Source organism: Metabacillus fastidiosus NBRC 101226 (assembly GCF_001591625.1).
GTDB classification, from domain to species: domain Bacteria; phylum Bacillota; class Bacilli; order Bacillales; family Bacillaceae; genus Metabacillus; species Metabacillus fastidiosus.
In genome coordinates this window covers 1-6,120 of sequence record NZ_BCVG01000160.1, presented here as the reverse complement: position 1 = coordinate 6,120, position 6,120 = coordinate 1, and the positions used below count along the sequence as shown (strand labels likewise).

Sequence of the window (6,120 nt, the reverse complement as noted above, 5' to 3'; positions counted from 1 at the left end):
AAAATAGGGAATGTCCAGCCGCACATTCTAAGATGTTTGGCTTTATGACACTCCCTTCTCTATTATTCTTCATCTTCTAACACTTTATATGCCTCATTAAATAGAATGAGCTGGCTATCAACTTCCTGCTCGCCATTTTGAACCGTCACATAATGATACACACCATCTTCGTCTTGTGCGCGAGCTTTGGTATTATCATTTAACTGAAGGTCTAATATGTGATTCAAGCGTCTTTTAATTTCTCCATCGTAAATCGGGAATAAAATTTCCACCCGTTTTTCCATGTTTCTCGTCATCATATCTGCTGATGAAAGGAAAATTTTCTCTTCTCCATTATGATGAAAATAATAAATTCTACTATGCTCTAAAAAACGTCCGACGATGCTTCGAACATTAATGTTCTCACTTACATTTTTAACCTTTGGTCGCAGGCAGCATATTCCTCTTACGATCAAATCAATTTTCACTCCTGCATTTGAAGCCTCATATAATTTCATAATGATAACTTTATCTGTTAATGAATTCATTTTTGCTATAATTCTGCCATTTCCATATTTCTTATGGAACATAATCTCTGCATCAATGAGTGATAAATAATCAGTACGAATATCAAATGGAGCGACAGACAGATGATGAAAATGCGGTTTTTCTGTGTAGCCGCTTAAATAATTGAAAAAATTTGTTGCATCTATCCCAAACTTTCGCTTCGATGTTAATAACCCCATATCTGTATATAACTTAGCAGTCTGGTCATTATAATTTCCAGTCCCCAGATGGACAAAACGCTCAATTCGATTATTTTTTCGTCTAACAACAAGAGTGATTTTACTATGTGTTTTTAAATAAGTCATTCCGTAAATAACATGGCATCCGGCTTTTTCAAGTTCTTTTGCCCATTGAACATTATTCTCCTCATCAAATCGGGCCTTTAATTCAACGAGCACTGTCACCTGCTTACCATTTTCAGCTGCTCGTTTCAGCGCTTCAATAATCGGTGAACCACCGCTTACACGATATAACGTTTGTTTAATTGCTAATACATCACGGTCATCTGCCGCATCAGAAACAAAATCAACAACTGGTTCAAATGATTCATATGGATGATGTAAAAAAATATCCTTTTCAGATAATATATCAAAAATATCTTCATCTGAAGGGATATCTTGTGGAGGCTGGGGAATAAGAGTTTCATAAACAAGCTGTTCTTTCACCGTTGCCAATTCCTTATAGAAGCTAAATAGAAATGTTAAATCTAATGGAGCTTTCATTTCATATACATCCTTCTCATGAATCTCCAGCTCTTCAAGCAAATAACGTAAAATATTTTCATCAAAACAGCCAGCTTGAATTTCTAACCGAACGGCTGCTCCCCATTTTCGTTTCTTTAATTCTTTTTCAATTTCCTTTAATAAGTCTCTGGCACCTTCTTCATGAATCGTCAGATCAGCATTTCGAGTAATTCTGAAAATAGAGGTAGAGACGACTTTATATCCTCTAAATAATTTATAAATAAAATAACTTATAACATCTTCTAATAAAATAAATTGCAGCTTGCAATTCGAATTTTTCAGCGGAACGAAACGGTCGATTACTGACGGCACTTGAACTAAAGCTGTCTTTAAACGATATTCACTAAACTCATCTTCATTTTCATCTTCTAAAACGACTGCAAGATTTAAGCTTTTATTTGCCAGCATCGGAAATGGGCGATAAGCATCAATCGCCATCGGTGTTAAAACTGGAAAAATATTTTCATCAAAATATTCCTCTAAATGAATGAACTGTTCTTCATTTAATTCATTCATCTGTAAAAATTCGATTCCTTCATCTTTAAGCATTGGGATAATAATATCTGTAAATGCTTCACACTGCAGCTCAACAAGTTCATGATTTTTATTTGCAATTGCTTTCAATTGCTCCTTCGGTGTTAAGCCTGCCTTATTTTCCCGCTTACTAAACCCTGCCTTCACCTGATCCTTTAGTCCCGCAACACGAACCATAAAAAATTCATCTAGATTAGAACTAAAAATCGCTAAAAACTTTAGACGCTCTAATAAAGGGTTGCGGTCATCGAGTGCTTCTTCAAGCACCCTCTCATTAAATGCGAGCCAGCTTAGCTCTCGATTATTATAAAAAGTAGGACTGTTCAGTGATAGGATCATTTGATCTGTTAATGCCATTTTTTTCGCCACCCTTAATTCGACAATATATTTATTTAATAATATCATTTCAATCGTTGTATATTGTAAAATTAATGTAAACTTTGTATAAATTTATTGTAAATTAAAAGGACTGGAAATAAAAGAAATAAATTCAAAAAACTATATCTATAGTACTATCCAAATATAAAATCAACAGTAAAAAGAGCTCAAGATATTAAATCTTGATCTCTTTTTTAAATACCCGTCTCTTTAAGAATTATGCATTTTTCAAATATTTAACTATTATTAAACTCTCATTCGGCTGATAATATAGAATGAAAATTTACAGTAATCGGTTTTTTAATAATCTTCTCCAAATGTTTCTTCTGCTTCTCTGCCTGGTATTGTTCTGCCTGCCAATCTCCGGAACATTTCAAGAAAAAGACTAATCCATTTTCCGTATCTTCTATTTTTATTTCTTTAACAATTTTCCTTTTTGTCGTATCCAAGCTATATGCAAACTTTACTATCGCACCTAACTGACGGATTTTCAGCTGTTCCTCCTTCGTAAACCAGTCTTGGTACGGTTCTATATACTGTTTAAATACCGGTTTACTTTTATAGGAAGCAATGAGCGCCATCTTTAAACGTTCTCTAGGGAAAAGACCATCAATCGTTCGATTGGCAAGAAGATAAAATGTATGCTGGCTGCTTGATTCTCCGTCAATATAACAGCCAAGATTATAAACGAAAGCTCCCCGCTTTATATCCAATATATCTTCATCTGCACGCTCAACATAATAGAGGTCTGCCAAGAGATTATAAACATTTGTTGCAATCGTTGTCACATGAAACATATGATTCACATTAATATTATAATCAGCCGCTAAATTATAAAGGCTTTCTTCTATCACATTTGGGAAAATAGAGATTCCAAAATCCCTTGTTAACTCCTCATAGAAAATACCATCTCTTAAACCTTTTCGGCTCACAATAAATCGCTCACCATGTGCCATTTCGTAAAGACATTGGAACGTTTCCAATGCAGGAATAATAATGTCTGCCCTGTCCTTAGACAGCCCGTCCACTTTTTGCATTTCCTCAAAGGAAAACTTCAATAAATACTGTTTCACTTCTTCAAGCTGCTCACCGCTCATCACATATTGATGTACACCTGACAAAGGATACGAAATTATTGCCTGATGAATTTGAACGACATTTCTCGCACTTCCGCCAATTGCAATAATCGGTAAATTCTTATCTTTTAGCCATGGAAGTGATGCAAACTGTTTCCTTAAAAACGAGCGTAGTACTTGTAATTCATCTTCTGATGGAAAATCCCCGCTCACAAACTCCTTTTTGAGAGATAAAGCACCGAAAGAGAAACTATGATATTCCTTTAACTCACGATTTTTAAAATAAGTAATTTCTGTACTTCCTCCACCAATATCAATCGTTATTCCTTCTTCAAGAGATGTGGAATTAACGATAGCTAAAAATCCATAATAAGCTTCTTCATATTCGGATAAAATTTGCATCGTAAAATCTGTTTGTTCCTTCACTTGCTTTTCTATCTCTGTTTTATTTACTGCTTGACGAATTGTAGCAGTTGCAACACATTTTACATCTTTTAAATAATGATGTCTCGTTATCTCTTGGAAACTATGTAATGTAGTAATTAATTTTGTCATTCCTTCAATTGAAAGATGCGAATCTTCTGTTAAATAGTTACGAAGTCTGGCAACCGCTTTCACGTTTTCAATTTCCTTTAATTTGCCGCTCTTATCGCGCACATAAATAACGAGCCGCATCGTATTTGAACCAATATCAATAATGGCGTATTTGTCTTCTCTCAAACAGACACATCCTTACAATAAAATAATTGTCTTTTATTATAACAAAATCAAATTAGATTTTGGAACGAAACTAATCATTTTTTCATATAAAGAATAAATGATATTGTACTTTATTTAGAGAGAATGAGCGAGGAGGTTAGATATGATTCATACCGTAAAAAAAGGAGAAACAATTACAAGCATTGCTATTGATTACCGGATTCCGGTACAAACTCTGCTTTCAGTCAATAATCTCGCTAATCCAAATATCATTTTTATTGGTCAGCAAATAAATATTCCTGGTCTCCCTGAGCCAGCGACCATTCCATATGAAATTCATGTCTCAATAGCAAGCAGGCGTTTAACTTTAATATCACAGGGAAAAATACTAAAAGTATATCCTATTGCGGTCGGAAAAATACTCACTCTTACACCGATCGGTGATTATGTCATCGTCAATCGGGAACCGAATCCAGGCGGTCCTTTCGGTGCAATGTGGCTTAGTTTATCAAAGATTCATTATGGCATACATGGAACGAATGATCCAAGCTCGATTGGAAAAGCCGTTTCACTCGGATGCATCCGAATGTATAATCAAGATGTTATTGAGCTCGCTTCCATCGTTCCAAACGGCACGCGAGTCATCATTAAACCTTCATGACTCTAAACTTAAGCAATTCTTAAGCATTTGTTTACATTTACAATATATTAAATTTATGGAATATCACTTATAATAATGATTGTGAATGTTTATAAATAAAGGAGAAAAATAATGGAAATCTTTAAAAATCGGAATTTTGTGAAGTTATTTTTTGCAGCGCTCGCTTCACAAATGGGTACAACAATCGGTAATATGGCTTTTGCCTTTTATTTATTAGACCGGTTTAGTCATCAACCTCTTTACGCAACATTAGCTGAACTCATGTATTCATTACCAACGATTTTTGTCTTTTTTATCGTCGGTGTCGTAGCCGATCGTTTTGATCGTAAAAAAGTAGCTGAAAACTGTGATTGGATTCGAGCTGGCTTAACAGTTGTTTTATTTATCGCCTTATTTTTCCAATCTATTCCTCTTATCTTCTTCATTCTCTTTTTAAGAAGTGCAGTAACAAAATTTTTCTTCCCAGCTGAGAATAGTCTCGTACAAGGGATATTAAATAAAGATCAGTATGCAAAGGCAGCAGGGCTAAATCAAATGCTGTTTAGTATTTTTATGGTTTTTGGCGTAGGACTAGGTGCAGCAACATATAAAACAGTTGGGATTCATGGTGCAGTTGTTATTGATTTTTTCAGTTTCATTATTTCAGGTTTCTTAATTCGAGCATGTAAAATTCCAACCGCTGCGAGATTACCGAATGGGAAATTATCTTGGAAGGAATTAAGTATTAAATCTTCCTTAAATGATTTTAAAGACGGGATTACGTACATTATTAAAAACCGGCTGCTTGCCTTATTAGTTTTTGGGTTTTTCATGTTTGGCTTCGTTACTGGTGCATTCGCCATCTTACCGATGTTTACGATGAAATATAAACTTGCACTTGAACATTATGAATGGTATGCCTCCCTCTTCGCTATTTCCTTAGGAATAGGGCTATTAGTCGGTAGCGGCATTTCCGCTTTCATATCTTCTAAAGTAAAGCCATACCAATTAATGATTTTTCCCATTTTTTTAACTGGTTTACTTGTTTTTTTCCTAGGATTCACAGACCGAGTCTGGGTATTTCTCTCCCTTGTATTCGTTATTGGGACATGCATTGCCCCGATTAATGTTGCAATCGGAGGCTGGATGCCAAAAATAGTTCATCCAAAATTAATGGGAAGAGTAAGCGGATGGATCGATCCGCTTATGATGCTCGCACAATCTCTAACTTTAGGAGTAATCGCCTTTTTATTCCCTAAAGTCGTCACAAGTACCGATTATTTATATTACGGGATGGCTTGTATCATTTTATGTGTCTTTATTTTCTATGCTATGACATTACCTAAATTAAGTAAAAAAGCAGATGAGAGTAAAAATTTGAAAGAAAAACAATTAGTAAACCACTGATCTGCATAATAGAGAAAAACGTTAAAGGGGCTGTCCAATAAGGACCTTTAACGTTTGAAAAGCTGAAAGGACCTGTCACCAAATCCGTGACTTTACT

Annotated in this window: 4 protein-coding genes; 2 read left to right on the top strand and 2 right to left on the bottom strand. The window is 34.9% G+C overall.

Annotated elements, in window-relative coordinates; genetic code table 11:
* Positions 1 to 62 precede the first annotated feature (62 nt).
* Positions 63 to 2,180, bottom strand: a complete 2,118-nt coding sequence (locus BFA01S_RS20500) for an RNA degradosome polyphosphate kinase (RefSeq protein WP_082800112.1) — start codon at positions 2,178 to 2,180, stop codon at positions 63 to 65.
* Positions 2,181 to 2,455: 275 nt separating this feature from the next.
* Positions 2,456 to 3,952: a Ppx/GppA family phosphatase gene (locus BFA01S_RS20495; RefSeq protein ID WP_066235327.1), complete on the bottom strand. Its 1,497-nt coding sequence runs from the start codon at positions 3,950 to 3,952 to the stop codon at positions 2,456 to 2,458.
* 187 nt (positions 3,953 to 4,139) lie between these two features.
* Between BFA01S_RS20495 and BFA01S_RS20490 the strand changes: the two genes are divergently transcribed.
* Entirely contained in the window at positions 4,140 to 4,637 is a 498-nt protein-coding gene (locus BFA01S_RS20490) for a L,D-transpeptidase family protein (RefSeq protein ID WP_066235325.1), read from the top strand.
* A 111-nt stretch (positions 4,638 to 4,748) separates the two neighbouring features.
* A complete protein-coding gene (locus BFA01S_RS20485; protein ID WP_066235324.1) occupies positions 4,749 to 6,023 on the top strand; it encodes an MFS transporter in 1,275 nt (424 codons plus the stop codon).
* Positions 6,024 to 6,120: the final 97 nt, after the last annotated feature.